Origin of the sequence: Streptomyces sp. NPDC020801, assembly GCF_044334385.1 — a bacterium.
Classification (GTDB): Bacteria; Actinomycetota; Actinomycetes; order Streptomycetales; family Streptomycetaceae; genus Streptomyces.
Genome location: NZ_JBIRST010000036.1, coordinates 1 through 26313 on the forward strand (window position 1 = coordinate 1; position 26313 = coordinate 26313).

General features: G+C 71.5%; 20 protein-coding genes. 9 read left to right on the forward strand and 11 right to left on the reverse strand.

Annotated features, from left to right (window positions below; translation table 11 throughout):
- The 3 genes from ACH4UM_RS38975 to ACH4UM_RS38985 all read left to right on the forward strand — a co-directional run.
- A partial coding sequence (locus tag ACH4UM_RS38975) for a discoidin domain-containing protein (protein WP_398190546.1) occupies positions 1-2891 on the forward strand: 2891 nt, incomplete at its 5' end.
- 748 nt (positions 2892-3639) lie between these two features.
- Positions 3640-3993: a M64 family metallopeptidase gene (locus ACH4UM_RS38980; RefSeq protein WP_398190549.1), complete on the forward strand. Its 354-nt coding sequence runs from the start codon at positions 3640-3642 to the stop codon at positions 3991-3993.
- Positions 3990-6899 carry an AfsR/SARP family transcriptional regulator gene (locus tag ACH4UM_RS38985; RefSeq protein ID WP_398190551.1) on the forward strand — a complete coding sequence of 970 codons (2910 nt, stop codon included), beginning with the start codon at positions 3990-3992 and terminating at the stop codon, positions 6897-6899. The genes ACH4UM_RS38980 and ACH4UM_RS38985 overlap by 4 nt, the downstream gene beginning before the upstream one ends.
- Before the next feature lie 1542 nt (positions 6900-8441).
- Here the strand turns inward: ACH4UM_RS38985 and ACH4UM_RS38990 are convergent.
- Positions 8442-8840 (reverse strand): DUF4913 domain-containing protein, encoded by a 399-nt coding sequence (locus ACH4UM_RS38990; RefSeq protein WP_398190553.1) that lies wholly within the window; start codon positions 8838-8840, stop codon positions 8442-8444.
- Between the two features lie 121 nt (positions 8841-8961).
- On the opposite strand from ACH4UM_RS38990, the gene ACH4UM_RS38995 reads away from it, so the two are divergent.
- Together ACH4UM_RS38995 and ACH4UM_RS39000 are read left to right on the forward strand one after the other, a co-directional pair.
- A complete protein-coding gene (locus ACH4UM_RS38995) occupies positions 8962-9159 on the forward strand; it encodes a hypothetical protein (protein ID WP_398190556.1) in 198 nt (65 codons plus the stop codon).
- A 23-nt stretch (positions 9160-9182) separates the two neighbouring features.
- The gene (locus tag ACH4UM_RS39000; RefSeq protein ID WP_398190559.1) at positions 9183-9575 is read left to right on the forward strand and encodes a hypothetical protein; all 393 of its coding nucleotides are present in this window, start codon (positions 9183-9185) and stop codon (positions 9573-9575) included.
- A 487-nt stretch (positions 9576-10062) separates the two neighbouring features.
- Here the strand turns inward: ACH4UM_RS39000 and ACH4UM_RS39005 are convergent, their stop codons facing one another.
- The 8 genes from ACH4UM_RS39005 to ACH4UM_RS39040 all read right to left on the reverse strand — a co-directional run bounded on the left by ACH4UM_RS39005 (position 10063) and on the right by ACH4UM_RS39040 (position 18347).
- On the reverse strand, positions 10063-11856 hold the full coding sequence (locus ACH4UM_RS39005) for a type IV secretory system conjugative DNA transfer family protein (RefSeq protein ID WP_398190562.1): 1794 nt from the start codon (positions 11854-11856) through the stop codon (positions 10063-10065).
- The gene (locus ACH4UM_RS39010; protein WP_398190660.1) at positions 11853-13328 is read right to left on the reverse strand and encodes an ATP/GTP-binding protein; all 1476 of its coding nucleotides are present in this window, start codon (positions 13326-13328) and stop codon (positions 11853-11855) included. Before ACH4UM_RS39010 ends, ACH4UM_RS39005 begins: the two co-directional genes overlap by 4 nt.
- 260 nt (positions 13329-13588) lie before the next feature.
- On the reverse strand, positions 13589-15082 hold the full coding sequence (locus ACH4UM_RS39015) for an SCO6880 family protein (RefSeq protein ID WP_398190565.1): 1494 nt from the start codon (positions 15080-15082) through the stop codon (positions 13589-13591).
- A gap of 163 nt (positions 15083-15245) precedes the next feature.
- The gene (locus ACH4UM_RS39020; RefSeq protein WP_398190568.1) at positions 15246-16544 is read right to left on the reverse strand and encodes a hypothetical protein; all 1299 of its coding nucleotides are present in this window, start codon (positions 16542-16544) and stop codon (positions 15246-15248) included.
- A 2-nt stretch (positions 16545-16546) separates the two neighbouring features.
- A complete protein-coding gene (locus ACH4UM_RS39025; protein WP_398190571.1) occupies positions 16547-17305 on the reverse strand; it encodes a hypothetical protein in 759 nt (252 codons plus the stop codon).
- Positions 17306-17322: 17 nt separating this feature from the next.
- A complete protein-coding gene (locus tag ACH4UM_RS39030; RefSeq protein ID WP_398190574.1) occupies positions 17323-17634 on the reverse strand; it encodes a hypothetical protein in 312 nt (103 codons plus the stop codon).
- 84 nt (positions 17635-17718) lie between these two features.
- Positions 17719-17988, reverse strand: a complete 270-nt coding sequence (locus tag ACH4UM_RS39035) for a hypothetical protein (RefSeq protein ID WP_398190577.1) — start codon at positions 17986-17988, stop codon at positions 17719-17721.
- Positions 17985-18347, reverse strand: coding sequence for a hypothetical protein (locus tag ACH4UM_RS39040; RefSeq protein WP_398190580.1), 363 nt, complete (start codon positions 18345-18347; stop codon positions 17985-17987). Before ACH4UM_RS39040 ends, ACH4UM_RS39035 begins: the two co-directional genes overlap by 4 nt.
- 427 nt (positions 18348-18774) lie before the next feature.
- Between ACH4UM_RS39040 and ACH4UM_RS39045 the strand changes: the two genes are divergently transcribed.
- The 4 genes from ACH4UM_RS39045 (at position 18775) to ACH4UM_RS39060 (ending at position 21685) form a co-directional block, all read left to right on the forward strand.
- The gene (locus ACH4UM_RS39045) at positions 18775-19569 is read left to right on the forward strand and encodes a lytic transglycosylase domain-containing protein (protein ID WP_398190583.1); all 795 of its coding nucleotides are present in this window, start codon (positions 18775-18777) and stop codon (positions 19567-19569) included.
- A gap of 44 nt (positions 19570-19613) precedes the next feature.
- Entirely contained in the window at positions 19614-20387 is a 774-nt protein-coding gene (locus ACH4UM_RS39050) for a hypothetical protein (protein WP_398190586.1), read from the forward strand.
- Between the two features lie 183 nt (positions 20388-20570).
- Positions 20571-21116: a sigma-70 family RNA polymerase sigma factor gene (locus ACH4UM_RS39055; RefSeq protein WP_398190589.1), complete on the forward strand. Its 546-nt coding sequence runs from the start codon at positions 20571-20573 to the stop codon at positions 21114-21116.
- Positions 21117-21223: 107 nt separating this feature from the next.
- Positions 21224-21685 (forward strand): hypothetical protein, encoded by a 462-nt coding sequence (locus tag ACH4UM_RS39060; protein ID WP_398190592.1) that lies wholly within the window; start codon positions 21224-21226, stop codon positions 21683-21685.
- Here the strand turns inward: ACH4UM_RS39060 and ACH4UM_RS39065 are convergent.
- Entirely contained in the window at positions 21673-24990 is a 3318-nt protein-coding gene (locus tag ACH4UM_RS39065; RefSeq protein WP_398190594.1) for a S8 family peptidase, read from the reverse strand. The two genes, ACH4UM_RS39060 and ACH4UM_RS39065, sit on opposite strands and share 13 nt — an antisense overlap.
- A 431-nt stretch (positions 24991-25421) precedes the next feature.
- A complete protein-coding gene (locus tag ACH4UM_RS39070) occupies positions 25422-26102 on the reverse strand; it encodes a DUF4232 domain-containing protein (protein ID WP_398190597.1) in 681 nt (226 codons plus the stop codon).
- Positions 26103-26313 lie beyond the last annotated feature (211 nt).

Consider the following 26313-nt stretch of genomic DNA (forward strand, 5'->3'; position numbering starts at 1 on the left):
TGTACCTGTACTACGAGGCGTCCGAGGAGCGCGGCACCCTCCCGGGCAGCCAGGCGGGTCAGGGTGACCTGTTCTCCAGCGTCGGCGATTTCGACCACTGGGACGCGTCGGCGAACTGGCACGAAAACCTGCGGGCGATGGCGGCGGCGAACATGACCTCCGGCGCGTATTCGCTGAACGCCCCGTACTTCAACCTGTACTCCAGCAACCTGACGAACATCCAGACCTGGACGGCGGCGCAGTTCCCCCAGGTTCCGGGCATCTGCGTTCCCGAAACCATGCGCTACACCGGGCAGGGTTACGAGACGGAGAACTGGCAAGGCGCCGAGGACGACTGCGTGAACACCACGACGTCGGGCGCGACCTGGAACGCCCGGACGATGAGCACCGGCGCGGAGATCGCGCTCAACGTCTGGAACCAGTACCAGATGACCAAGGACGCGAACTTCCTCGCCACGAACTACCCGCTCATCTCCAACGCGGCCGAGTTCCTGCTGAACTACTACTTCACCGTGGACACGGCCGGCAACACCGCCACGCTGAAGAGCACCGCGCCGCTGTCGAACGCGCACGAAACGCAGTGGGATGTCCACGACCCGACCATCGACCTGGCCGCGATGAAGGCGCTGTTCCCAGTCGCGATCTCAGCAGCGCAAAACCAGCAGACGGACTCGGCACTCGTGAGCCAACTGACCTCGGCGGAGTCGCAGATTCCGGACTACCCGCGTGTCAACCTCTCCAACACCTCCACGGTGCTGACCAGCGCCCAGGCAGCGACCGCGGACGCCGCCGGCACTGACATCATCGCCCTTTCCTACGACCCGACCGCACAGATCCACAACGCGGAGAACATCAACCTGGAGCCGGTGTGGCCTTTTGGCCAGATCGGCGATGACCCTGCCGGCAGCAACACCATCACGAACCTGGCCAAGCGCACGTTCGATCACCGGCCCTTCGTCGATGCCGAAATCTGGTCGTTCGACGCGATGGACGCCGCCCGCCTGGGAAGGGCCGGCGACTTCGAGTCCAACACCAAGGCGCTGATCACACACTTCCAGTCGTTGATCAACGGCCTGAGCCAGTACAACCCGACGTACGAAGGCGACCTCGAACAGAGCGCCACCGTCGCGGCCAGCACCAACGAAGCGCTCGTGCAGAGCTACGACGGCACCGTCCGCATCGCTCCCGCATGGCCGTCAGACTGGAACGTCGACGGATCGGTCTACATCCTCGGCGGAGCGAAGGTCGACGTCCAGGTCCGCAGCGGCGTCCCGTCCACGGTCGGCATCGAAGCCAAGACCAGCACCACCTACACGGTGCGCAGCCCCTGGCCAGGCCAGCAGGTGCAGGTGATCAACGCCGGCACCGGCGCCGTGGTCGTCGCCCCGACCTCGGCGGCGACACTCACCGTTCCGGTGACCGCCGGCACCAACTACCTCATCGAGCAGACCGCGGCTCCCACCTCGAGCCTGACCTACCAGGCCGTCACCGGCACCCCCGCCACGACCGCCCGCGTCATGAGCAGCGCAGGCGTGAGCATCGGACTGCCCGCCGTCCTTCCCGGTAACATCGCTCTGACCGGAACGGCGTCCCAGTCGTCGACCCTCAGCAATGGCAACAACCCCATCGCGGCGAAGGCGATCGACGACGACACCGACGGCTGGTTCAACGATGGGTCGGTCTCCAGCACCAACGATGACCAGTATGCGTGGTGGCAGGACGACCTCGGATCCGCGAACTACATCTCCTCGATCAACATCTGGAACCGAACCGACTGCTGCCAGGACCGGTTGTCCGACTACTGGGTGTTCGTGTCCAATACCCCGTTCAACACCGCACTCACGCCCACACAGCAGGCGGCCGTCTCCGGTGTCTGGTCCAGTCACCAGACCACCCAAGCGGGCAGTCCCACGTCCGTCACCGTCGGGGCGACCGGCCGATATGTGATGATCCAACTCAGTGGTACCAACTACCTCAGCCTCGCCGAGGTCCAGGTGATGAGTGGGCCCGACCTGGCGAAGGGCAAAACGGCGACCCAGTCGTCCACCTCCAGCGGCGCCACCGCGGCGAGGGCGGTCGACGGCAGCACCGACGGCTACATCAACGACGGGTCGGTCTCCAGCACCAACAGCGACCCAAATGCCTGGTGGCAGGTCGACCTCGGATCCACGGCCTCCGTCTCCTCGATCGACATCTACAACCGAACGGACCCCGGCACCCCGGGCCTGTTGACCGACTACTGGGTGTTCGTATCCAATTCCCCGTTCACCACCACGCTCAGCCCCACGCAGCAGGCCGCCCAGGCCGGTGTCTGGTCCAGTCACCAAGTCAGCCAAGTGGGCAGCCCCACGACCCTCAACGTCGGCGCAACCGGCCGATACGTGATGGTCCAACTCAGCGGCACCGCGTCCCTCAGCCTCGCCGAAGTCGAAGTGTTCGGTCAAACCAACCTGGCGCAAGGCCAGGCAGCGACCCAGTCCTCCACCCTCAACAACGTCGCCAACCCCACCGCGGCGAAGGCCGTCGACGGCAACACCGACGGCAGCTTCGCCGACGGCTCGGTCTCCACCACCAACAGCGGCCAAAATGCCTGGTGGCAGGCCGACCTCGGATCCACGCACAACATCACCTCGATCAACATCTACAACCGAACCGACTGCTGCCAGGACCGGTTGTCCGACTACTGGGTGTTCGTGTCCAATACCCCGTTCAACACCGCACTCACGCCCACACAGCAGGCGGCCGTCTCCGGTGTCTGGTCCAGTCACCAAACCAACCAAGCGGGCAGCCCCACGTCCATCCCCGCCGGCACGACCGGCCGATACGTGATGATCCAACTCAGCGGCACCAACTACCTCAGCCTCGCCGAGGTCCAGGTGATGGGCACCTGAACCCCGATCCACCGAGGAAGCGGAAGTCCGGTTGCCGGACGTGAAACCGCGGGTGCTTTCCGATCCGGAACGATGGGGGCTTGTCGAGACCTCCAAGCGCCAGATCCGGAAAGCACCCGCCGGTGCGTTCCTCTCACCCTTCGTCCATCCCCCGTCGGCATCGAGGCGGCGGAATTCCCGGTAGTTCGTTCATTCCGGCGGTGGCGTGGGTTGACGGCAGATCGGAACTGGCCGCCGAGGTCGGCGTACTCCGCGTCGTGGACGGGCATGTGCCACATCGTCGCGATGGGGACGCAGTGCTCGAGGGCGGCCAGGCGTCGGCAGCGGGCGGCGAGGTAAGTGTTCTTGATCCTGGCGGCAACCACAGCCTCATACCCGTGGCTGAAGGCCGTCCTGGGCCAGACCGTTGATCGTGGGCACCTGGAGACCGGGACGGCCCGTCCCGGAGGGCGCAGTGCCAGCGGGCAGCAAGTACCCCCGCCCAGGCGGTCCTCCGGCTCGCCAGCGCATCGGCGTCGGGTTCGCCGGGCTCCGCGGACGGCGCCTTCCACGAGTCACGGCCCCCGAAGCAGCCGGCGCATGACCGGCCCGGCCTGACGAAGGACATGGAGGCCCCATGACCTCATTGTGATTCACCTCACCCGCGGGCGAGGAAGCGAAGCGCTTCCCCACCCCGTCTCCCCGAGTGTCCCGTCGCCGGGACGGACGCGGCCACCGCTCCGTACCCCAGATGCAGAAGAGGCGTTGCTTGCGCACGTTAACCACAACCACGCGGCTCCGGGCGCTCACCACGGCCGGACTTGTCAACAACGGCGCCTCCGCCGGCCGTTTCGACATCGTCTTCGTCGCCGACGGCTGCACGGCCTCGCAGATGAACCGATTCCGGGCCGCGGTGAAGGCCAAGTGGGCCGACAGGACCGCGGTCGAGTCGTTCAAGGGCTACGCGCCGCTGTCCGACGTCTGGGGCGTCGAGGCCGTCTCCCGGCAGTCCGGAACATCCGGGGGCCCGGCCGCCCACGTACGCAAGGACACCGCGGTCGCGTCCTGCTCCGGGTGCGAGGACACGGAGCACCTGCCGTGCACCGGCACCTGCACCGTATGAACGTTCACGAAGGTTCCGTGCGCTTCGCCCTGCTGGGGCCGGTCCGTGCATGGCGCGGGGAACGGGAGTTGAACCTCGGCTCGCCGCAGCAGCGAGCGGTGCTGGTGGCACTGCTGCTGCGCAGGGGGCGCCCCGTCGCCCTCGGTGAACTCCTGGACGCCGTGTGGGGCGAGGACCTGCCGGCGGCCGCCGTGTCCATGCTGCGGACCTACGTGTCGCGCCTGCGAAAGGTGCTGGAGTCCGGGCTGGACACGACCGGGGCGGAGCGGGTCGTCGTCTCGGTCGGAGACGGGTACCTGGCCCGGATCGCCGAGGACGCCCTGGATCTGGCCGTGTTCGAACAGCGCGTCGCGGAGGCGAAGAGGCTGCGAGCCGCCGACCGGGTGTCCGACGCCGCGGAGCTGCTGCACACCGCGCTCGACGGGTGGCAGGGAACGGCACTGGCCGGCGTCCCCGGCCCCCTGGCCGAGTCCGAGCGTGCCCGGCTGAGCGAGGAGCGGCTGATCGCTCTGGAGGCCCGGCTGGAGGCCGACGTCGAACGCGGGCACCACGGCGAGGTGATCGCCGAACTGCTCTCGCTGACCGGCACACACCCGCTGCGGGAGGGGTTGTGCCGACTGCTCATGCTGGCGCTGTACCGGTCCGGCAGGCAGGCCGAGGCGCTGGAGGCGTACCACAGGACACGGAGCACCCTGGTGGAGGAGCTGGGCATCGACCCCAGCGCCCCGCTTCAGGAGCTGCATGACCGCATACTCGCGGCCGACGTCTCCCTGGACTCCGGCCCGCCTGTGCGGACGGACCCGCCCGGGGAGGTCTTACCCCCGCATCCCGCGCACCCGGCCCGTCCGGCGCAGCTGCCCGCCGACCTGCCGACCTTCGTCGGCCGCCACGCCGAACTCGACCGCGCCCGGGCCTTGCTGCCCGGGAACGGCAGCCCTCCGGACACAGTGGTGATCAGCGCGATCGGCGGCATGGGCGGCATCGGCAAGACCACCCTGGCCGTGCACTGGGCGCACGAGATCGCCGACCGCTTCCCCGACGGGCAGCTCTACATCAACCTGCACGGCTTCGATCCGACCGGTTCGGTCGTGACGCCGGAGGAGGCCATCCGTGTCTTCCTCGACGCGCTCGGCGTTCCGCCGATGCGGATTCCCGCTGGTCTCAACGCCCAGGCGGCGTTGTACCGCAGCATGCTCGCCGAGCGCCGGGTGCTGGTCCTCCTCGACAACGCCCGTGACACCGACCAGGTCCGTCCGCTGCTGCCCGGCTCCCCCGGCTGCCTGGTCATCGTCACCAGCCGCAACCAGCTCACCGGCCTGGTCGTCGGCGAGGGTGCCCATCCGGTGGCACTGGACCAGCTGACGTCCGCGGAGGCACACGACCTTCTCGCGCGCCGCCTCGGCATCGAGCGGCTGGTGGCAGAGCCGCAGGCGACGGAAGAGATCATCAGGCAGTGCGCGCGGCTGCCGCTGGCGCTGGCCGTCGTCGCCGCCCATGCCACCGCCCACGCCGGCTTCCCGCTCAGCGCCATCGCCCAGGAACTGGCCGACAGCCACGGCAGTCTCGACGCCTTCGCCGGGGGCGACGACATCAACACCGACCTCCGGGCCGTCTTCTCCTGGTCGTACAAGGCGCTCTCCGCCCCGGCCGCGCGCCTGTTCCGGCTGCTGGGCCTGCACTCGGGACCCGACATCTCCGCGCCCGCCGCCGCCGGCCTCGCGGGGCTCACCCTGCGGGAGGCGGGCGGCCTGCTCGTCGAGCTCACCCGCGCCCATCTGCTCACCCAGCGCTTCCCCGGCCGCTACGCCCTGCACGACCTGCTGCGCGTCTACGCCGCCGAACGCGTCCTCGCCGAGGAGACACCTCAGGAGCGGGACCGGGCCGTCGAGCGGCTCCTCGCCTGGTATCTGCACACCGCCGACGCCGCCTACCGGCAGCTCACCCCGCACCGCCGCCGGATACCCCTCGAACCACTGCCCGCCGCCTGCCGGCCCCTGGAGTTCACCACGCACGAGGAGGTCCTGAACTGGTGCGAGACCGAACGGGCCAACCTGGTCTCCGCGGTGCACCAAGCCGCCGCGTCCGGGCAGCCGGGCATCGCATGGCGACTGCCGGCCGTCCTTTGGGGGTTCTTCTACCTCCGCAGCCATCTGCACGACTGGCTCGACATCGCCCAGACGGGCCTGTCCGCCGCCCGCGCCGCCGGCGACCGCCGGGGCGAGGCCCATGGCCTCGCGGACACGGCCACCGCGCTGCGCGCCTCCGGCCGGTTCGACGAGGCCATCGACCACTTTCACCAGGCCTTGGCCGCTTTCGAGGAAATCGGGGACACCGCGGTCACGGCGGTGACCGTGGGCAATCTGGGCGACGCCTACCTTCACGCCGGCCGGCTCTGCAAGGCCGTCGAGTACCTCCACCGGGCGCTGGTCCTCAACCGGGTCATCGACAGTGCCTGGGGAGAGGGAATCACCCTGACCAACCTGGGCGACGCCTACCAGCGGCTCGGCCGCTACGACGAAGCCCTCCACTGCCTGGGACAGGCGTTGACCGTCCTGCGCGCGAGCGACAATCACTGGGTCGCAGGCGTCGCGCTCGACATCCTCGGCACGGTCCACCACCGGCTCCACCGCCACGACGACGCCGTCGACCACTACCACCAAGCGCTCAAGACGCATCGGAAGGTCGGCAACCGGTGGGCGGAGGGCCACACCCTGAGCAACCTCGGCGACATCCAGCTGGCCGCGGACGAGCCGGAGGCCGCTCGCGCCAGCTGGCAGTGGGCACTGGCGATCTTCTCGGAGTCCAACCATCCGGACGCCGAGGAGATCCGCGAGAGGCTCGGCCGTCTGGAGGACGGCACGCTCGGCTCCGGCACCCGTGGTGCCACGTACGGACGGCCCGGTTGACATGACTCTCCCTCGAACCTCGCCGTGCCTCAGGGGGATCGGCACGGCGAGGCTGCACCCGGACAACGGCTGACGGAGGAGAAGGGTTCAACTACCGGCTCGATCCGCGTCGCGGTGAGCCTGGTCGCTCGCGTTCGTCCCGTTGCAGAAGCCCGTCGGAGCGGTCGGCGTCGACAGCGTGAACCAGGCGTGGAGTTCCCACGAAGTCCAGGTGCGGTGACCGCGTCGACGTAGCCGGCGTGGCACCAGGGCTCCGGGGCATCGGCAGCGTTGCAGTCGAAGTCGGCGAGCCCGGTGTCCTGTTCGTCCGCCTCCGGCACAGTGATCGCTTGGGGCGCGCACTCGCCGACGGCGGCAGTGGAATCACCGCCCCGCATGGAGCGCAAGGTGCGCAGGACCCATCTCGCTCCCGGATGCGCGCGGGACGGCGGTTCTGTTGTCGCCTTCCCACGCACGGGGAGCGGAGGGCGGTGGATGGCCCCTCAGCGGCAGAACGTCATCGCATTCGAGTCTGCCGGCCGTCTGCGCCCGAACGACCGGCCGCCGGGCCGGGCGGGCCGGAGTCGCCGGCATTTCGGTTCCCGCCGCGGCGACTGCGCGGGCGGAGGTGCTTCTCGCAGCAGTTCCCGTACGCGCGTTGCCGGCGTACTCGGCGACAGTCGGTACCCTCTCGGTGAGAGTGTCGAAGACCGCCTTCAACTTGGCGTTGGTCGTGACCGGGCGCAGGATCTCGTCCTCGAAGGCCATGCGCGCGGCCGGCGAAAGCTGGCCGATCCTCTCTTCGAGGCGTGCACGCGCCGACGGCTGGGGGACGGACGGCTGCCAGGGTCCGGCCGTCGTCGGCGGGGTCGGCGCGGACCCGTCCCCTCCCGGTGCGTCCCGGCCCGGGCCGGACGTGTCGGTATCCGGACGGTCGGCGAAGGACGCGTCCACGCCGGCCGGCACCGACTGTGACGCGCCGGTGGCGCGATCCCAGGGAAGACGAAACTCATCTGCCGGCCTCGCCAAGAGGCTCTCTCCAGCTGCGCCTCTTCATGGAGCGAGACGCTCGAGGCCGGCTCGGCTTCGGCCAACTCCCGAGCCAGCTGCCGGGCCAGCCCACCTCGCCGTGCTCCTCGGTCAGCCGGTTGCTGGCCGCGGAAGGCGCGTCGTCATCCGGCACGGTGCCCCCCATTCGCGTCGGAAGTGCTGACACAAGCGACAACGGGGCAGCGCGGGGAACGGTTCAACGACTTGCGAGGGTGACGGGGCTCGCACGGCGCGGGTCGCAGACCGACCGTGGACACCGGTGTCTGCAGGTCGTGACCCACGACCTGGAGCCGGGGATCAATGGTGACCGGGTCCGGTTGCGCGGTCCGCGCCGACCTCCGTGCAGGCGGCGGTCCGCCAGGCGTCCGCCGGGGCCGCGCCGGACACCGGGCCAGGCGGTGTCGCCCGGCCCTGGCCTCCCGGACCCCGGCGCCCTGCTCCCCTGCGCCGCCTGGCCGGGCACCAGCCGCTTCGACGCAGCCGAGGAATACGGCCCAAGCACACACGCGCCGCTCAGCCCGGATAAGGGTCCATCCCCGGTGCCTCCTTGGCCCGGTGCGCCCCGGCCTTGCAGCCCGCGAAGGGGCCCGACGGGTCCCGCAGTGAAGCCATGACGTGGGCGAGGTAGTCGCGATGCCAGGTGGAGGGCCCGGTCGCTCCGGAACCGGGGCCGGTCAGCTCCTTCCATGCCATCCACAGGCCGTACAGCTGCGCCACCGCCTCCGGATGTCTCCACCAGCTGGGGCACCAAGGGGCGGTGGAGCCGACCTCCCTGCCGTACACCGGCAGCAGCAGGTGGCGTACCCACAAAGTCAGCCGGTGCAGACCGTCGTCGTACTCGGAACCCTGCAAGTACAGGATGAAGGCGGGCCCCTCCTGCTGCTGTTGCGGCGGCTGCGACGCGAGGGTCATGGCGTTACTCCGGGTTCTCCGTCGAGGTCGTCGTCGCCGGTACTACGGTCCTTCGTGGCCCGGGGGTTCAGCCGGCTGCTGAACTACCTGACGTCCTCCGGGGGAGACCGGACGGCAGAGGGTGGAGCAGCTCCTGGAGGGGTACCGCAGCGAGGCGGAGCAGCACGGCGTCAAGGTGCTCCACATCCGCGACACCGTCTACGGAAACACCGAGACACCGGCCGGACCGGCCGAGCAGGGCGGCATGCCGATGCCCATGGGAAGTGAACCGTGCCCGGTCCGGGACCCGTTGTGTCTGCCACGGGGCGCAGGAGGGTGACCAGGGCGGGTGAAGGGGGCTCCATGCACGCGGAGTTCGTGCTGCGGGCAGTGTGCACGGGATCCGGCCTCGGCTTCCTGCTGCTGGCCCTCCGGGCGTCGGCCGCGGCGGCGCGCCTGTGGTTGCACGGAGTGCATGTGACGGGGGTGGTCGTCGCCCGCGCGGGGGACGACCCGCGGCGCGGTGGGGTGGTGGTGTTCTGCGATCACCTCGGGCGGGACCTCATACTCGACTCGGGGCGGTACGGACCGCTGTGCGGACTGCCTCCGGTCGGCGGACAGGTCACCGTGGTCTATGCACGGGCGCGGCCGGCCGTGGCCCGGCTGTGGACACCGCGGCATCTGATGGCGCCGCCGTTCGGGTGGTTCCTGTGCTCGGCCCTGGCCTTCGGCGCCGGTGTGACGGCGTCGTCGTGAGGCCGGACGGGGAACGGCCCGAGCGTCCCCGCGCCCGAGTCGCCTCGATGCGCGGCTTCGCCCTGTCCTGCGTCCTGCCGGCAACAGCCCCGTGCTGCAGTCACCTCCGCCCGGCGGGCGGGTTCCGCGGCGGCACCGCCTCGTCTGCGGCGCACGGCAGGAGCGGCTCGCGCTGGGGCTTGCGCACGCCGTGCTGATGTGTCCCGGTGACACTCTGATGACGTCCACGCCGGGCCGGCACGCCCCTCAGGCCGCGGACACCGTCGCCGCCCACCGCGGCGGTGCCCTGCCGGCGCTGGATGCCCGTGTGCGCGACCTGCCGGCGGCGACCGCCGCCGGCCGGCTGTACGCGCCGACCTGCCGCCCGCGTCGCTCAGGGGGCTCGCGGCGGCCAAGGCCCGGCTATCGTACGGCGCCCGGCCCATCCTGGCAGGCCGGCCGATGAGGCGTGTGCCGTACGGGGCGGCCGAGTTGCCGCCGCGCACGGTCACCCCGGGCCGGCGCCCTGGGCGCCGACCGGCTTGGCCAGGGTCACGCCCGGCCGGCGACGTGCGGCCCGTTCGGTGATGGCGGCCGCCTCCGCCTTCGCCGCCGCCGAGATCGCGGCGGCGCCGGGCTCCTTGTACCAGGGGCGCAGCCGGATCAGTGCGGGCCGGACGCCGGTGGCCAGGAGGAGGGCGGTGCCTTTGGGCAGGGCGCGGATCCTGTCGGGCGGCAGGACGGCCTCCTGGCGGTAGGAGTACGAGCGTGACGTGCCGTCCTTGCTGCGGGAGACGCTCGGGGTGCGCACATCGTGCTGGCCGACGAGGGTGGAGACCTTCTGCACGAAGTCGGCGTCGTCCAGGCCCGCGCCGAGGAGCTTGACGGTCGCCGCGCTCCACAGGGCGTCCATGCCCACCTCCCCCCACACCCGGGCACCCTGCCGGTAACTCTGCAACAGCGTGACGACGTTGATGCCGCGGGAGCCGAAGTGCGAGTAGAGGTCCGGGAGATCGGAGATGCGGCACACGTTGGCGGCCTCGTCGAGGACCGCGGTCAGCGGTGGATCGAGCCTGCCGCCCATGCGTTCGGCGGCGACCACGCCCGCCCGCAGTGTCGCGTCGGCGATGCCCGCGACGACGCCCGCCGCCGAGCCGCCGCCGTCCTTGGACAGCAGGTAGAGGGTGTCCTTGTTGAGGACGTGCTGGTGGGGGTCGAACTCGGGCAGCTCGGGGTCGGGGGTGACCCAGGCGAGGATCTCCGGGTCGAGCAGGCAGGAGACGGTCTGGCGGGCGGTCTCGAAGATGCCGTCCCGCGTCTCCACGGCGCCGCGGACCGTGCCCTGCAGCTGCTCGGCCATCGCGATGAGCCCGGCGTTGCGGAGCAGGTCGATCGGGGTGCGGTCGGCGGGATCCGCGAGCCAGCCGAGCAGGTCTACGACCGAGGCCTTGCCGCGGGCCGCGGCGAGGAAGAGGGCGGTGAGGGTGTTCTGGGCGGCCGAGATCCAGAAGTCCTTGTTCGCGGTGTCGTCGTTGACGGACGCCACGAAGTGGCCGGCGAGACGGCGCGCGCCCTCGATCGTGTGGCACTCCCCGAGCAGGTTCCACCACATGGCGCGCGGACTGTGGGCGATGCCCTGCGGGTCGAACGTCCACACGGTGCCCGCCTTCTCGCGCTCGGCGAGGGTGACGGCGTACACGTCCGACTTGTTCGAGGTGAGCAGCACGGCGCCCTGGGCGCGCAGCACCCGGGGAACGGCGATGCCGGTGGACTTGCCGGCCCGGGGCGCCATCAGGTCGAGTTCCACGTCCTCGTAACTGCTGCGCAGCTCGGGTCCGTCGGGGTCCAGGTCGCCGAGGAGGTTGCCGGTCTCGTCCGGGTGCACCTGTTCGCGGCCCTTGAGGCTGGGACGCAGTTCGCGGGCGCGGGCCTCGATGCCCTTCGGGCACATGGCGGCGAGCTCACGGCGGCCGGCGAGGCCCTTGGGGCGGTCCGCGCGGTTCATCAGGAGGCGCACCGCGAAAGCGGTGGGGGCGGCGACGAGCGCCAGCAGGCCGAGCACGCCCGCGTAGACGGCGGCGGCGGGTGCCGTGGGCCACAGCGCGATCGGGCCGTCGGAGGTGAGGCGGACGATGCTGGACATGGCGAAGGGCGGGGCGTCGAAACCGTGGCCGGAGAGGCCGGAGCCGAGGGTGCCGCCGGACCAGACGACGGTGAACAGGGTGAGGCCGGTGCCGGCGAGCGCGACGACGGCCCACGGCAACTGCTCCTGGAAGTCGCCACCGACGCGCGGGCCGCTCACGCGGTCCACCTCGCGTCCGCCGCCATCGCACCGGGCCGGTCGTAGGCGCCCTCCCGGGCGGCCCGTGCGACCTGCGCGGCGGCCTCGGCCACGGCCTGTTCGACACCCCCCTCGTTGGGAGTCCAGCGGGTGTTCGTGTCGTGCAGACGGCGTTCGGCGTCGGTGATGACGACCTTGATGGGGATGCCGGGCCGGCCACCGACCTTGATCAGGAAGCGGCCACGGCCGGGCGGCTCCTCGTGCTCGCCGGAGACACCCCAGCCCGCGGGCGAGGACCAGGACGACACGAGGTCGATCTCGCGCCGGGACAGGCCCACCACCTTGCCGAGTTCCTCCATCTCGGCCCTCGGCAGTCCGGCGCACACGACCATCCCGGCCCGCTCCACGAAGCCGCGCGCCTTGGCCCGGTCGGAGTCGGTGCCCAGGGCCTCGGCGTCCTTGAGAGTGTGGGTGATCTTGGCGTCGCCCAGGCCGAGGGAGCGGTTGAGGCGAGTGAGCGCGTCGATGCGGTCGACGATGCCGGAGGCGGCGCGCATCGGGCGCCACAGCTCGTCGAGCACGGTGAAGAACCAGCGCCGGGGAGCGAGGCCGGCGTCCGCGAGGGCGTGCGAGGCGGCCACCGTGCCGAGCCCGTCGGACCAGGCGGCGAGCATCGCGGCGGCGGTCAGCTGGGTGTCGGCCTCGCCGATGCCGGAGATGTCGATGCACACGGCGGGCGCGTCGGGGTTGATGCGGGTGGACGTCTCGGCTGCGAAGGTGCCGCCGAGGGGACCGTCGAGGATGCCGAGCAAGGAGCGGTGCAGAGGGTCGACGGCGTCCCGGTAGCGCGCGTCGTCGCCGCGGTCCAGGGTGACCGCCCGGACCCGGTCGGGGCCCTCGGTGAGCACGTGGAGCAGGTCGGGCAGCAGGACCGTACCGCCTGCGGGGGTGCGTTCGCGCAGATGGTGCAGGCACGCGCTCAGCACCGACTGCTCGTGGTCGTCCATCGGGCGGCCCCGCACGATGGTGATGAGCGCGGCGACCATGTTCAGCACGCGCCCGTGCGTCTCGGCCTTCAGCACCTCGCCCGCCTCGCCGCCGATCTTCGCCGCCGCCTCGCCCATCGCGCCGGGGTCGAGGACGTTGATGCCGCCCCGGCCCCGGCCGATGGAGATCACCTGACCGCCCAGCGCCCGCACCGTGTCGGCGTAGTCGGGCTTGAGGTCGCCGAGCACCAGCGGGACGACGCCGGTCGCGGCCAGTCCGATCAGCATCCGGTTGACGAGGGTGGACTTGCCCAGGCCCGGCATCCCGAGCATGAACAGCGAGGGGTTGGAGATGTAGCGGGCCCGGGTGAACCAGTTCACTGGGTCGCCGCAGACCGTGGCGCCCGTGATCAGGTGCTGCCCGAGCGGTACACCGGTCATGGGTGAGCCGGAACCGGCGGCGAACGGCCACATGCCGCACGCCTGCACGGTGGTGGCCCGCCACATGGTGGGTGGGTCCATGTAGCCGACACGTCCACCGCCCGGCCCGTGCCATCCGCGGTGCGGGATGTACGGCTCCCTGGGGCGGGACGTGGTTTTCTCCCTGCCGTCCTTCTCCCTGCCCGCCTTCGTCTTCCTCCCCGGCTGCACGGGCTTGCTCCTCCAGGACGGGTCCTGCCCGGACGGGTCCGGGCCCAGCGCCCTGCGTGCCTGCCTCTCGGCCAGCCGATCGGCCTGCTCGGCCTTCTTCTCCTCGCCCCTGCGGCTCACAGTGCCTCCTGCAGTTCGTGCGGGATCAGGGTCTGTTCCCACGGGAGGATCCCGGTGGGGAGGGTGCAGGCGAACGCGGCCGCCTGCATCCGGTCGGCGGGCCGCATCAGCACCCGGGAGGCCGCGTTCAGATTGCGGATCGTGACGTCGGCGCCGGCCAGTTCCGCGGCGCTGTCGACGGTGACCGTCAGCATCAGTGAGAACTCCACGAGACCGGCGCCCGCCGCCTCCTCGGCCGCGGTCTGCTCCGCCGCCAGCATCTCGGAGGCCGCGCGGGCCCGCACCATGCCGCGGCCGGATGTCGCCATGAACTGGGCGCTGCGCCGGTCCGCCTCGACGATCCGCGCCGAGGTGCCCGGGTCGATGGGCCGGTAGACCAGCGCCACCCGCTTGCGGCGGGTGCCGGGAGCGGCCTCCAGCATGCCCCTGAGAACCGAGGACCGGACGGTGCCGCGCGGCGCCAGCGTGAGCAGCCAGGTCCGGGACACCCCCGAGTCGTGCTGGTAGCTGTTCACCGTCTCGACGGCGGCGGCCGGTCCTGCGTCGTCCCACTCCAGGCCGGTCCTGCCGTACCGGGCGCGGGCGTCGAGGACGTCGGCGGCGACGGCGGGGTCGTAGGCGACGCGGACGACCTCGGCGATCCGCTCGGCCGACAGGGGGTACGCCGTGCCACCTCCGGCCGCGACAAGTCCGCTGAGCAGGCCGGGGATACGGATGGCGAGGTCGGAGATCACGTCCTCCGGCTTGCGCTTCTGGCCAGGGGGGACGCCGTAGGTGAGGGTGACGTAGGTGTGCATCTCGGACGAGGCGGTCGGATAGCGTTCGACGACCTCCTCCATCACGGCGCGGGCGGCGGCCGGCGCGTCGGGATGGATGCGGGGCAGCACCTCGTGGGCGAGCCTGGTGCCCGGGTCGGGGGCGGTCTCCACGATCAGGGTGGCGCCGCGCAGCCCTGGCTCGTGGGCCAGCCGGGCGAGCCACTCGCCCCACAGCGCGACCCAGACGTCGATCTGACCCGGGTCGACCAGGGCACCGCCGTCCGGGTCGCAGCCCAGGACGATCGTGTACAGGTTGCGGGCCGGGTGATGCAGGACGCCGAAGGGCCGGTCATAGGCGTCCCGGCCCTCCGCCGCGGTGACCTTGTTGAGCAGGCCCGGCGGACGGAACCGGCCTCCCGGCCGGGCGGACAGGGGCCCGGAGGCGTAGAGGTGCGAGCCCTTGGCCCGGCGGCGCCACCAGCCGATGCGCAGGGCGATCAACTGGTAGACGTTGCGCCCGTCCTGGGTGCGGACGGCGAGCGGCACCAGGAGCACCACGACGGGGACGAGCACGGTCAGCGCGGCGTACAGCGAGATCAGTGAGGCGAGCAGGGTGACGACCAGTCCGCCGAAGACACCGAGGGTGCCGACGAGGCCCAGAGGGCCGAGTCCGGGCCGCCGTGGCCGGCGCCAGTTCCCGTAGGTCGGATGGGTAACGGCTTGCGTGGACATGAGGGTCCGGTTTCCCTTCGTGAAGTGACGTGTCAAGGCGCCGCAAGGGGCGGGGAAAGACCGCCGAACTCCCTTGAGAGGGGGGAATTCGGCGGTACTCGGGAAGCGGCCGACGGGACGTGCGGTGCGGGATCGCCCGGCGGCCCTTCGACGGGTTGACCTGCTAGGTGTTGTGACCCCGTTCCCCATCGGCGCCGTCCAGGGCGCCCGAGGCGGTCCGGCCGACGATCTTCGCGGCGGTCACCGCGGCGGCGGCGGCACCGGCCGGTCCCCCGGCCGCGGCTGCCGCCCGGCCCGCACCGCCGGCACCCGCACCCCCGGCACCCGCACCCCCGGCACCCGCACCGCCGGCACCCGCACCGCTGGGGCCCGCGCCCCCGGCGCCCGCACCCGCACCCGCACCCGCACCCGCACCCGTGGCACCGCCCCGGCCCGCGCCCTTCGAAACGGTCGCGCCCGCAGGTCCGCCCGGACCGGCGGAGCCCTGCGCGCCTGCCGAACTGCCGGCTCCGGAGGGCCCCTTCGAACCGGTGGTACCCGCCTGCCCACCGACACCGCCACTGCTGCCGCTGCCGCCGACCGAGCGGGCGCCGGTGGGCAGCGCGCCGCCCACCGCCGACAACGCGTCGGACACGGGGGCGCCTCCGCCGAGGGCGGCCGTGGCGGGCACCACGAGTTTCAGCAGCGCGGGCAGGGAGACCGCGGACAGCAGCATCAGGCCGATACCGGCGATGCGTTCGTTGACGTCGCCGCCCTGGCCGTTCGAGGTGGTCATCGCCGACCCCGCGTACAGCACGAGACCGGCCGCGGGTTTGTACAGCAGCCAGGCGATCATCCAGCCGATGTGCTTGCGCCACCAGCCGGCGCCCCAGTCGGTCATCGAGGCCGCGGCGGCCAGCGGGAGGGTGCCGAGGAGCAGGATCATGGCACCGAGCCGGATGTACATGAGGATCATGTGGATGACCCCGGCGATCAGCAGCAGGAAGGCGAGTATCAGCAGGAGGAAGGACTGGATTCCGGAGTCGCCCGAGCAGGGCCCGATCTGGCCCAGCTGCTTCTGCGCGCCCGCCTTGAAGAGGTGTGAGGCGTAACCGTCCGCGACGGTCGCCGCCGCCGCGAAGACGGTGGTGGCGGCGCCCGAGACCAGGATGACCCGCAGGACGCCCTTCAGCGCGGTCACACCCGCGGTGCCGCGCCGTTCCAGCGCCATACGGATCGCCGCGACGATCAGCGAGCCGACCGCGAGGTAGACCACCAGCCATTGCGTCTGGCCGTCGACGTCCTTGGCCGTGTCCGTCCCGGTCAGGGTCGGCACGCCGGTGATCAGCGCCCCGAACACCGCGACCGCACCCGCCAGGATGGCCCTCGCGATCACCTCGATGATGGTCCCGATGGGGTCGCCGAGAAAGTCGAAGAAGCCCTTCACCACGTCGAGGGTCGGATCACCGGTAGAGCAGTTCATTGTCAGACCCCCCACAGGGTGTAGCCATTGGTGTTGCCCTGGACGGCCGTCACCGGCGAGTGCAGGGAACCGTCGCTGTTGGGCAGGACCTTCCAGTCGCCGCCGCTCCAGCGCAGCACGATGGTGGTCGCCGCGTAGCCCTGGCCCGTCCTGAGGAGCAGCTTCACCGTGACGGCCGTGCTCTTGTACGAGGTCACCGAGAAACCGGCGTACGAGGCGACGGACGTACCGCCGGACCGCTCACCGCCGTCGATGTCCTGGACGGTGGAACGCTGGAAGACGAACAGGTCGCGCCCGTGCCCTGCCACGACCTGCTGCTGAGCGGCGGCCCGCCAACCCGGGCCGCTCATCTGCGACGGAATGACGTGGGCGGCGAGCACGGCGCCGAGGGGCGTGCGCGCGAAGCACCACCGCAGGGTCCCCGTCGTCCGGGTGGGCCCCGCCGAGACGGAGACGGGCACGCGGGTGATGCCGAGCGTGTGCCAGCTGACGTCCTTCGGCGGGGCCTTCGGCAGCGCGTCGCCGGTGCTGTCGTCGGTACTGCAGCCCTGGGGGCGGCCGTCTCGCGCAGCCGCGCCGCCGGACAGCGGGCCGGGCGCCGCCGTGCTGGTGCGGTCCGCGCCGGTGTCCTGACCGGACGTCAGCGCGACGATCCCGCCCAGCACCAGCACGACGGCGAGGAACCCCGCTGACAGCTGCCAGCTGCGCTGCTTCCAGTACGGCTCCGGCTCCTCGGCCGACCGCTGTTTGCGTGTGAACATCTTGACCGCCCGTCGGCTCACGCGAAGACGAAGCTGACCAGCGGGCCCGCGGTGGCCACCAGGACACAACCGCCGAGCACCATGCCGAGACGGCCCATGTGCTCCGAACTCTCGCCCCGCTTGAGGGAGATCGCCATCATCGCCCCGGTGATCAGCACTCCCGCGACGCCGGCGGCGGTGCCCGCCCAGGCCGCTATGCCGAGGACGGTGTCGACCTTCTTCGTGAGCGACTCGGGGGCGTTGCTCTTCGGCTGGGGAACAGCAGCCGCCAGCTCGTTGGACGGCAGATGGGCGATGACATTGGAGGATTCGTGCAGCAGTGAGAACATGCGGATCTCCGAGGAGAAGGCGCCCTGGCCGGGCGGCGGGCGAGTGGGAGACTGGTGGTGCGGAGGATGCGCTGAGGCCTGTGGCTAGGGACCGAGGAGCGACAGGTCACCGAGGAACGCGACGAGCGGACCCGCCGTCGAGGCGACCAGGCAGCCGAGGGTGACGAAGAAGACGCCGCGCAGGTGCGCGCCGCCCTCGCCGGGGTCGCCCCGGTTGAGCTGGATCGCCATGTTCAGGCCGACGATCAGCAGGCCGGCGACGCCGGCGGCCGTGGCGCACCAGGCGAGGATGCCGAGGATCGTGCCGGCGCCCGCGGGTGGGCTGTAGGTGGCGGCGGCCAGGAAACGGCTCACGACCCGGCTCCCTCATGCCGCGCCTGACCGCCCACCAGCTCCGCGAGCGTGGCCAGTTGCCGGGGCAGGGACTTCGGCCGGCGGTCCAGCCGCCAGGCCGGTATCCACGGCACCCGGTGCACGTGCGTGACGGAGCGCAGTACACGGATACGGTTCAGCAGACCGAGCGGCAGCCGCCCGGGGGTGTCGGCGACGAGGACCACGCCCAGCAGGTCGAGCCCCTGCGGGGCTCGGCCTTCCTTCAGCGCACCCAACGCCCGGGAGACGGAGCGCAGTCCGCGCGCGCTGGTCCGGCCGACCAGTACGATCCGCCGCGGCTCGCCCCGCGCCGGCTCGGGCCAGCGGGACCCCAGGTCCACTCCGCCGAGCACCTCGGCCAGGGACGTCGCACCGGCCCCACCGTGTGCCTGGACCCACCCGACCTCGTCCCGGGACTTCCCACGGCCCGCCCCGCCCCGCCCCGGCTCACCGCAGCCAGGTTCGGGGGCCGGGGCCGTACGGGGCGCGCCGCCGCCGGCGGCCGACTGCGGGTCCGAAGGCGCTCCCGGCCGGGGCGACTTCGGTCCCCGTACCCATCCTGACAGGCCCGCCGGCGTTGCCGAAGGTGTGCCCATGTGTGCTCCGTCCCCCTCTTCGCTCGTGCTCCTGCTGCGCTGCGTCAGCCGGATTTCACGGTTTTGAACCCAGGTGCTCCGAGGCCCGTTTGGATCTGCCGAGCCCGTCGGGCAGCACAACGGGCCATCCGGCCACAACGGTTCAAGGTGATGGGAAGCAGGCACGAGGCCCATGGGTTCCGCAACGGGAGAGAAGGCAGGGGACGGCTCGTCGGCAGCCGTCCGAAACGCCGTCGCCGCCGGCACGGGCTGCGGCTGCCTGCTGTCGCCGGTCGTCCTGACGGGCGCCGTGATCATCGTGGTCGTCATCGGCGGGCTCGGGGTTCTGCTGGCCCCGCTCGTCGCTTTGATCCTGTTCTTCGGCGGCGGGGGCGGCGACTCCGACGTCCCCGCCCTCACCGATCGGGTGATCACCACCCTGCAGGGCGACGGCTCGGGAAAGCTGGACACCTCGACCGTCCCCCACGACCTGGTGAAACCCATTCAGGACGCTGGTGGGCTGTGCGGCGCCATCGGCCCGATCGTCATCGCGTCCCAGATCGAGAAGGAGTCCGCCTTCAAGGCGTCCCTGGCCGGCCCGCACGGCGAGCGGGGACTCTCGCAGTTGCCGCCCGGGATCTTCACGCGGTACGGCAAGGACGACGACCACAACGGCAAGGTCTCCGCCCTGGACGCGGCGGACTCGATCATGGCGCAGGGCCGCTACATGTGCGATCTGGCGGACCGGGCCCAGCGGATGATCGACGACGGAGAGGTCGTTCCGACCGGCACCACCAACAGCGTTCTGGACCTCGCCCTGGCCGGCTACCACGTCGGGATGGACGCCGTCCGAACGGCCAAAGGGGTGCCGAACACCAATGAGGCGCAGGGCTACGTCCTCGCCGTCCGCGCCCAGTTCGCCAAGTACGCGGGCATCGCCGCCCCGCCCGGCGGCGCCACCCCCGGCAACACCCCCGACCCCGACTGATCGCCCCGCGTCACTTCCACTCCCACCGCATGAGGAGGACGGCCATGGGCCGCTTCGAGGTGCGCGTCACCGACGAAGAGCGCGCCGAGATCGGCGGACGACCGCTCGTTCCCGAGCCGGGCCAGTCCGTGCACGACGCCGTACTGGACCGGTTGCAGCAGTTCGCACGGGAACGCGCCGCCCCCGTGGAGGCGACGGTGAACGACGGCTCCGGCACCGCCGGCCTCCTCATCCAGGTGTCGCCGGACGGATCGAGCCGTGTTCTCGGCCCCGGGGAGGCGCGGGTTCCACCCAGCCCGAACCACCCTGATCCGTCCGAGCCCCCGAAGTCCCCGGACCCCGGCCCGGCCCCGGTGTCCGCCGTCGCCACCGGCCTGCCCGCCGAGCACGCCGAACGGATCGGCCGGATCAACGCGCTGGCGACCGGTGGGCGGCTCGACGAGGCGTATGCCGAGGCGAGCGCGCTGCGCGTGGACCTGACCGGCTCCCTGGGGCCCGAGCATCCGCACGCCCTGGAGGCCCGGGCGGTGGAGGCGTACCTGGCGCATCTGCGCGGCGACCACCGGGAGGCCACCGTGCTGGCTCTGGGCGTGGCCCGGATCCGGTGCGGGGCCCGGGACGGGCGGGCGGCGGCGGAGGTGGCGCGGGCGGCGGCAGCCTGGCAACGGATCGACGACGACCGGGCCGCCCTCGTCCATGGGCGCGAACTGCTGTGCATGTGGGATCAGTTGCACCTCCTGGGCCTGCTTCCGCCCGGCCACACCGCACTCGTCGGACAGGTCCGCAGGCAGGTCGACACACTGGCGGCGTGCGTCTGAGCCACCGCGGGCAGACCCCGCGCACACCGGCGCGCACCACCCCCTGACCTGCTCGTCCATCGACTCGTACAACCGGCGTCAAACGAACGTTGGAACGCTCCTCGCAACACTTCGTGCCCAGCAGACCCGGCTCTCCCCCTTTCCGGGGTCCGGGGTCGCTCATCCAGGGAGCAGGAGCACACCATGAACATGACCGTGATCGGGTCGGCGGGCGCGGCATCTCCGGAGGAACGGGCACTGCGCGATCTCTACCTGGTACACGGCCCGGCGCTCTATTCGTACGTGCTGCGCATGCTGAGCGGGGACACGCACCGTACGGAGGACGTCGTCCAGGAGACGCTGCTGCGGTGCTGGAACAAGCAGAATCTGGTCGACGACGAGAGGATGGCGGTGCGTCCCTGGATGTTCCGGGTCGCCCGCAACCTCGTCATCGACGCACACCGTGCGCGGGCGAAGCGGCCGCAGGAGGTCAGCGGCGCCACCTGGGTGAGCGAAATGGGCGTCGAGGTCGACCACGTCGACCGGATGCTGTCGTCCATGGTGGTGCAGGACGCCCTGCAAACGCTGACCCCCGCGCACCGCGAGGTGCTGCGGGCGACGTTCTTCGCGGGCCACAGCACCCAGCAGGCGGCCTCGGCCCTCGGCGTCCCGCAGGGCACCGTGAAGTCCCGCGTGTACTACGCCTTGCGCAGCCTCAGGACGGCCCTGGAGGGGCAAGGGGTGCGTTAGGCGCCGGGCGGAGCCGCCCGGTTACCGGCCGGCCGCTTCCCGTGGGTGACCACCGACGGCCCTTCCCCTTCCCGACCGAGCCCAATCATCAACCTGGGAGTCCCCTCGTGAACCCGCCCCCGCGGCGCACCGGCCACGCCGACAAGGACGCGGTCGCGCCCCTGTCGTTCGAGGACTGGCAAACGCAGCCTCGGTGCCGCTCGGAAATCCGGCTGCCGGCGGTCGGAGCCGTCGGCTCCAACGCCCGGCTGTGGGTGCGCCCCAGGCTGACGAAGGCCCGCTGGCCGGGCAGCACCGATATCGCCGCCCGGGTCGCCGACAAGCTCGTCGACAACGCCGTGCGGCACGGCCGGGCCTTCCCCGACGGCTGTGTCGTGCTGCGCCTGGCGGTGCTGCACAGCGAGCGCCGGCGGCCGGCTTCGGCGCGGATGCCGCCCGGGCGGGGGCGGACGGCTGGCGCACGGCATCAGGAGGAACCACGGGACGGCCGGACGGGGCGCCGCTCCCGTCCGGCCGTCCCAGTGGCGGTCAATGACCGCCAGTGGCCGTCAGCGGCTCACTTGCCGTAGTACGCGTTGTAGATCGAGATCGTCGACTTGTTGCCCTTCTTGTCGGCGATCTCGGCGTGGAAGGAGATGGCCTGCCCCTTCGCCGGGTTCTTCACCGTGATCCGGCCGTTCCTGACCTCGGCCTTCTGCCAGGTCCGGCCGTGGTCGTAGGACACCCAGACGGCGAGCGAACCGAGGTTGCCGCCCCTGGCGGCGCCCTCGACGGTGACCGGGATGGTGACCTGCCTGCCCGCGGGGACCCGGCTGTCCAGGCCGGTGGCCGCCTGGAAGCGGACCGTGGAGGCCGGCAACCGAACCGGGTCCGAGCCGGACGGCTTCTTGGAGCCGAAGGTCCAGCTCGCGTCGATGCGGGTGGAGACGTCCGCGACCCTGGGGCTGCGGCTGACCGAGGTGGTCAGCCTGTATGCGGCGTCGCCGGAAGGGACCCTGAACCACTCGCCGCCCAGCGGGTCGTCGTTCGAGCCGACCTTGGCGCCGTTGCGGTAGAGCGTCGTGGTGGCCTTGGTGAACTTCGAGTACCCGCTGTGCTGGTTGGCGTCGGCGAACAGCGCCAGGAGGCCGTAGATGTTGTTGCCGTCGCGGAAGAGGCCGTAGTCGGCGTTCAGGTGGGGGCCGAACACGGCCGTGTTGAAGGTCTTCTCATAGCTGCGGCCGGCCGCGAAGGTCTGCGGCGCGCCGAGCTCGTAGGAGGCCTCGACGATCGGGAGGCCGTCCTGGTCGACCCCTCCGTCCTGCTCGAAGTCGAGCCCCCACTTCACGCCGTCCTTCGCCGACAGGTGCAGGGTGCGGGTGCCGGGCAGGGACTGCGCGATGCCGATGGCGGTGCTCTGGCCCTCGGGCAGCCAGCCGCCCGCCCGGACCGAGCCCTTCTTGCCGCTCGCGGCGGCGCCCATGCCGACCTTCACCGTGGCCAGGTCGCCGCTTGCGTAGTGCCTGGTGTAGCCGGTGGCGAGCTGCTTGACGCGGGCCGCCAGGGTCGTGTCGTACTCCTCGTCGACGCCCTTGGACCAGTGGCCGTCCCACTGCTGGGACAGCGAGCCGTCGGTGATCTGGGGCCCGAGGTGAGCGGTGTGGAAGTTGGCGTAGCCGTCCAGCAAGCAGCCATAGGTCACCTCGTAGTCACGGTGCCTGACGGAGTAGGAGGCCGCGGCGGACCGGGACTTGGCGGCCTTGTCCGGGACGGTGATGTCCACCGGCCTGGCCCTGCGCGCGTCCAGGGTGATCGTGGTGTTCCCGGTGACGTCCAGCTTCGGCTGGGCGAGCCAGTCGGTGCCCTTGGCGGAGTCGTCCGGATCGACGACGAGCGTGGTGTTCAGGACGTAGGTGCCCTTGAGGACCCGTACCGTGACGGTGCCGGAGGGGTCATAGGGCGAGAGGTAGGTGTTCTTGCCGAGCCCGGCGATGCCGTCCAGGCTGGCGTCGTAGTTCTTCGTCGGCTTGCCGTCGCGGCCGATGACCTTCAGCGTGACGTCGTAGGACTCCGCCTCGCGCGTCACCGCGGCCGCCGTGCGGACGCTCTGCCCGGCGCCGGTGGCGGTGACGTACGCCGAGTAGGCGCCGTCCAGGGTGCCGCCCAGCCGGGTGTCGGCGGTGAGGTTCACCGAGGCCGTTCTGCCGGCCGGGACGGTGACCCTGCTCGCGCCCAGCTTGAAGAAGCCGGCCGGGGCCGCCTTGCCCTTGGGGTCGGTGGCCGTGGCGGTCAGGGCGAGGGTGACGGGCCTGGTCCCGAGGTTGCGGTAGGTGAGCTTTCTGGTGAGCGGCTTGTCGTCGGTGTGCGGCCAGGCCTGGGTGCCGTAGTTCACCGACACCGGATCGGCGATCACGGACTGCTTGATGGCCCTGTCGACGGCGATACGGCCCGTGCCCTGCTGGAAGACGGTGTACTTGCCGCCCTTGGCCGAGCCGGTGAGGGCGCCCTTCAGTTCCGTGTAACCCCACTTGGGGTGCTCCTGCTTGAGGAGGGCCGCGGCACCGGCGACGTGCGGCGACGCCATCGACGTACCGGAGATGGTCAGGTAGCCGGGCGGCTTCTCGCCGACCTCCTGGTCGATGACGCTGCCCTTGGCCGCGGCGGCGGTGATGTCCACGCCGGGCGCGGTGACGTCGGGCTTGATGGCGCCGTCGCCGACGCGCGGGCCGGTGGAGGAGAAGTCGGCCAGCCGGTCCTTCTTGTCGACGGCGCCGACGGTGATGGCGGCGTCCGCGCTGCCGGGCGAACCGATCGACTCGGGGCCGCTGTTGCCGGCGGATATCGCGAAGAGGATGCCCTTCTCGGCGGAGAGCTTGTTCACCTCGGCCTCGAGCGGGTCGACGCCGGGTGCGTCGCGGCCGCCCAGGCTGAGGTTGACGATGTCGGCGCCCTGCTGGGCCGCCCAGTCCATGCCGGCCAGGATGCCGGAGTCGTCGCCGGAGCCGTCGTCGTCGAGGACCTTGCCGCTGAGGATCTTCGCGCCTGGGGCCACGCCTGTGTACTTGCCCTTGGACTTGGCGCCGGTGCCGGCCGCGATGGAGGCGACGTGGGTGCCGTGCCCGTAATGGTCCTTGGCGTCGGCGGCGGCGGAGAAGTTCCTGGCCGCGACGACCTGGGTCTTGAGGTCCGGGTGGGTGGCGTCGACACCGGTGTCCAGGACGGCGATCTTCACGCCCTTGCCGGTGTAGCCGGCCTTCCACGCGGCCGGGGCGCCGATCTGCGGCACGGACTTGTCGAGACTGGCCCGGCGGACGCCGTCGAGCCAGACGTGCGCGATGCCCGCGGCGGCCTTGTCGCCGTTGGTGAGGGCGCTCCACAGCCCGGAGGTGCCCTTGACCGGGGCCTGGACCGCGTCCGCGTTCAGGGTCTTCAGGTTCCGGCGCAGCGTGCCGGCGTCGCGGACGCCGGCCTTGGCGGCGGGGGCACCTCCCTGGTAGCCGACGATGACCTTCAGGCCGTTCTTGAAGGACTTGCGGGTGGCGGGTTCGTTCAGTTCCGTGATGTCGAACAGCCGCTGGTCCAGCTTCCCGGAGGCGACCAGGCGGGCCGCGTCGGCCGGGACGACGAGCGTGTGCCCGTCCACCCTGCGGACCTGGACGGGTATGTGCTGACGTCCCTCGGCCCGCTCCAGGCCGGTCACTCGTCCCTTGGCGTCCACGGTGACCCGGTCACCGGTGATGAGGGCGATGCTGTGGTGGGACGCGAACTGGGCGGCGCCGGTCGCGCGCTGCCTGGATTGTGCCGGGGCCGCGTCCGCCGAGGCCGGGCTGGTCATGCCCGCCGCGAGGGCCACGGCCGCGGCTGTGGCGACCGTGGCCGCGCACGCTCTTTTCACTTGTCTGGGCAAAACTCCTCCTGGAGTTCGAGTACCGGGCAAATTCCCCGTTCCCCCCGACCAGGAGGCATCTCGTACATATGTACGTACGCCCCCCGGAAAAACGCAGTATGCCGGGGGGCGATCAGCCGCTCAATAGAGTAAGAGAGAGGTAGGAGCAACATCGGGGAACTGTTACGCGACCGCCCGAAGTCCGTTACGTAGCAACGGACTTGAGCTCCCGAGCGACTCGCTCCGGCGGCGTGGCCCGGCTACGCGTCCGCGTTCTCCCTGACGCTGATGCGACACCCCTGCCGCATGCGGCCGATCCGCCCCTGCGCGCGCGGCGAGGCCGTCGCGTTGCACCGGCGTGGGCCTGAGCCGTGGCTCCGGCGCCGGTGTGAGGGCGTTCCCTGAAGGCCGTTCGGGAACGCCGTCCCGTGGGGGCGGCCTCAGAAGTCGTCCGCTCCGTTGCGGAGTTCGGGCGTCCAGTAACCGGTGAGGGCCTTCGCCGGGTCGACGGCAACGCCCCCGCTGCCGGGCGCGGTGACGGCGATCACCGTGGAGTCGCCCTCCAGCATGACGGAGAACGCGGACACGGGTTCGTTGTCCTCGTCGACCCCGCCGTTCGACAGCTTCACCAGGGCATAGGCGGGGGCACCCGGGGCCAGCACGACCGGTGAGGCCGGCTTGCTCTTGGCGACGGCCGCGACGTCCTGCTTGTGGCTCTCCAGGAACTGGATGTGCGGGAAGCCCGTCAGCCGGCAGGAGTGCCGGGCGGTGTTCTTGGCGGTCAGGACGATGTGGGTGTAGGGCGGACCGTCCTGCCGGGCGGCGGTGACGCGGACGTTCCCCGCGGTGCACACCGGCGTGGAGGCGGTCCCCCGCCCGCCGGTCGAACCAGCGGAGGCTTCGGTGGAGCCCGCCGATGCCTTCGATCCCCCCGAGCGCGCCGAGCCGGTCGATCCCGTCACGTCGGACGTGCCGGTGGACTGCGGGGACACCTCTGTGGCCGAAGAGGCGGGCGCGGAGGAGGACTTGCTGCCGGAGCCGCTCTGGCAGGCGGTGAGCGACAGGGCGAGAGCCGTGCCCGCGACGGCGAGCAGCATGGAGCGGTGACGCGGAGTGTGCATGGAGGGTTCCCCCGTGAGTGGTGCGGGGCCGCGGTTCGGTGCCGTCGGCCGGTGTCGTTCTGTCTGCTTGCTTTTCCCGGTGGTCGGTTCCCTCGCCCGGCCGGTAGTCGGAGCCGGGGTGTGGGCCGGACTCGTGCGGAGGGGTGTGCGCGGCCGGCAGTGGTGCATGGACGCTGCAATGGCCGAGCCCGCTCCCGCACCGCACCGGCTC

Coding starts and splice junctions, on each gene's coding strand:
- ACH4UM_RS38985 (WP_398190551.1), top strand. CDS start 3,990: ATGAACGTTCACGAAGGTTCCGTGCGCTTCGCCCTGCTGGGGCCGGTC.
- ACH4UM_RS38990 (WP_398190553.1), bottom strand. CDS start 8,840: ATGACCCTCGCGTCGCAGCCGCCGCAACAGCAGCAGGAGGGGCCCGCC.
- ACH4UM_RS39000 (WP_398190559.1), top strand. CDS start 9,183: ATGCACGCGGAGTTCGTGCTGCGGGCAGTGTGCACGGGATCCGGCCTC.
- ACH4UM_RS39010 (WP_398190660.1), bottom strand. CDS start 13,328: ATGTGGCGGGCCACCACCGTGCAGGCGTGCGGCATGTGGCCGTTCGCC.
- ACH4UM_RS39015 (WP_398190565.1), bottom strand. CDS start 15,082: ATGTCCACGCAAGCCGTTACCCATCCGACCTACGGGAACTGGCGCCGG.
- ACH4UM_RS39020 (WP_398190568.1), bottom strand. CDS start 16,544: ATGAACTGCTCTACCGGTGATCCGACCCTCGACGTGGTGAAGGGCTTC.
- ACH4UM_RS39025 (WP_398190571.1), bottom strand. CDS start 17,305: ATGTTCACACGCAAACAGCGGTCGGCCGAGGAGCCGGAGCCGTACTGG.
- ACH4UM_RS39030 (WP_398190574.1), bottom strand. CDS start 17,634: ATGTTCTCACTGCTGCACGAATCCTCCAATGTCATCGCCCATCTGCCG.
- ACH4UM_RS39045 (WP_398190583.1), top strand. CDS start 18,775: ATGGGTTCCGCAACGGGAGAGAAGGCAGGGGACGGCTCGTCGGCAGCC.
- ACH4UM_RS39050 (WP_398190586.1), top strand. CDS start 19,614: ATGGGCCGCTTCGAGGTGCGCGTCACCGACGAAGAGCGCGCCGAGATC.
- ACH4UM_RS39055 (WP_398190589.1), top strand. CDS start 20,571: ATGAACATGACCGTGATCGGGTCGGCGGGCGCGGCATCTCCGGAGGAA.
- ACH4UM_RS39070 (WP_398190597.1), bottom strand. CDS start 26,102: ATGCACACTCCGCGTCACCGCTCCATGCTGCTCGCCGTCGCGGGCACG.